Source organism: Rhizobacter sp. P3_B12 (assembly GCF_056402895.1).
This window is the reverse complement of record NZ_JBFUGN010001014.1, coordinates 1-2173: the sequence shown is the minus strand read 5'-3', so window position 1 is coordinate 2173 and position 2173 is coordinate 1. Positions and strand designations below refer to the sequence as shown.

3 protein-coding genes are annotated in these 2173 nt (G+C 69.8%); all 3 read right to left on the bottom strand.

All coding sequences use genetic code 11. The features are described 5' to 3' along the window. Positions 1-188, bottom strand: a 188-nt coding sequence (locus AC1D01_RS31395) for a hypothetical protein (RefSeq protein ID WP_477873434.1), incomplete at its 3' end; no start/stop codon positions are given. Further along, the gene (rng, locus tag AC1D01_RS31390) at positions 188-1693 is read right to left on the bottom strand and encodes a ribonuclease G (RefSeq protein WP_477873432.1); all 1506 of its coding nucleotides are present in this window, start codon (positions 1691-1693) and stop codon (positions 188-190) included. The genes rng and AC1D01_RS31395, both read right to left, overlap by 1 nt. A gap of 25 nt (positions 1694-1718) precedes the next feature. Beyond that, positions 1719-2173: Maf family protein (locus AC1D01_RS31385; RefSeq protein WP_477873430.1), on the bottom strand; the 455-nt coding region annotated here is incomplete at its 5' end.

The window sequence follows — 2173 nt, the reverse complement described above, 5'->3', positions numbered from 1 at the left end:
GGATGCGCCGGGTCGAAACGGGGCCGGGTGTCCGGCCAGAGCACCGCYCGGCAGCCTGCGCGGTTGAGGTGATCGCACAGCGAGTGCAAGGCCACCACGCCGCCGATGTCCTCGTTGAAGCCGCCGGCGAAGACGACGAACGTGCGCGACTGCAGCGCGGCAGCGTCTGGCGGCGTCGTCGTCACCATCACATCAGCACGATGTCGTAGGCCTCGGGCGAGCCGGCGGCCTCGGCCTGCAGCGAGATCGGCTTGCCGATGAAGTCGCTCAGCCCCGCCAGGTGCTGGCTCTCTTCGTCGAGCAGCATCTCGACCACCGCGGGCGCCGCGATCACGCGGAACTCCTTCGGGTTGAACTGGCGCGCCTCGCGCAGGATCTCGCGCAGGATGTCGTAGCAGACGCTGCGCGGCGTCTTCACCTGGCCCTTGCCGCCGCAGGTGGGGCACGGCTCGCACAGCATGTGCGCGAGCGATTCGCGCGTGCGCTTGCGCGTCATCTCGACCAGCCCCAGCTGCGTGAAGCCGCTCACCGTGATCTTGGTGCGGTCGCGCGCCAGCTGCTTGCGCAGCTCGCCGAGCACCGTGCCCTGGTGCTCCTCGCGCGCCATGTCGATGAAGTCGATGATGATGATGCCGCCCAGGTTGCGCAGGCGCAGCTGGCGCGCGATCGCCTGCGCGGCCTCGAGGTTGGTCTTGAAGATCGTGTCGTCGAAGTTGCGCGCGCCGACGTAGCCGCCGGTGTTCACGTCGATCGTCGTCAGCGCCTCGGTCTGGTCGATGATCAGGTAGCCGCCCGACTTCAGGTCGACGCGCCGCGCCAGCGCCTTCGCGATCTCCTCGTCGATGTTGTACAGGTCGAAGATCGGCCGCTCGCCCTTGTAGTGCTGCAGCTTGCCGACCGAGCCCGGCGTGTACTCGGCGCCGAAGGCCACCAGCTGATCGTGCTGCATCAGCGAATCGATGCGGATGGACTGCGTCGCGTCGTTCACCAGGTCGCGCAGCACGCGCTCGACCAGGCTCAGGTCCTGGTGCAGCAGCGTGCCGGGCGGCGACTTGAAGCTGCGCTCGCGGATCGCGCCCCAGGTCTTGCGCAGGTAGGCGATGTCGTCGCCCAGCTCGACGTCGGTCGCGTCCTCGGCATTGGTGCGCAGGATGAAGCCGCCGCCCGCATACGCGGTGGCCGGCGGCTGGCCATCCTCGGTCTTGCCGGTCAGCTGGTTCATGCGGGTGCGCAGCTGGTCGCGCAGATCGTGCGAGCCGATCTTCTGCGAGATGCCGATGTGGTCGTCCTGCGGCAGGAACACCAGCATGCGCCCGGCGATGCTGATCTGCGTGGACAGCCGCGCGCCCTTGGTGCCGATCGGGTCCTTGATGACCTGCACCGTCAGCGTCTGGCCCTCGAACACCAGCCGCTCGATCGGCGGCGGCGGCGCGGCGCCGGGCGCATGGTCGTTGCGCGGGCCGCTGCCGACCACGTGCACGTCGGCCACGTGCAGGAAGGCGGCGCGCTCCAGCCCGATGTCGATGAAGGCCGACTGCATGCCCGGCAGCACGCGGGCCACGCGGCCGGCGTAGATGTTGCCGACGAGGCCGCGCTCGAGCGTGCGTTCGAGGTGGAGTTCCTGCACCGCGCCGTTCTCGACGATCGCGACACGGGTCTCTTGGGGTGCCCAGTTGATGAGGATGTCTTGCATGGGCGCTCTTGTTGCGGCGGCGGCGTCAGAACCTGACGCGCGCTTGTCTCAGCAGTTGGGCCGTTTCGTACAGGGGCAAACCCATGATACCGGAGTGACTGCCGTCGATTCGGCGGATCCAGCCCGCCATCGCGCTCTGGATCGCGTACGAGCCGGCCTTGCCGAACGGCTCGCCGCTGGCGACGTAGGCCTCGATCCACGCCGGCGGCAGCGGCGCCACCTCGACGCGCGAGACGTTGACGAGCAGCTCGCGCCGCCGGCCGTGGGCCAGCGCGACGGCCGTCAGCACGCGGTGCGTGCGGCCCGACAGCAGTTCGAGCACCCGGCGCGCGTCGTCGGCATCGGCCGGCTTGCCGAGGATGCGGCGCCCCATCGCCACAGTGGTGTCCGAGCACAGGATCGGCGCGCCGGGCAGGCCGCGCGCGGCATGGCGCTTGCGCGCGGCGGCCAGCTTGGCGAGGGTCACGCGCTCGACGTAGT

Coding starts and splice junctions, on each gene's coding strand:
- rng (WP_477873432.1), bottom strand. CDS start 1,693: ATGCAAGACATCCTCATCAACTGGGCACCCCAAGAGACCCGTGTCGCG.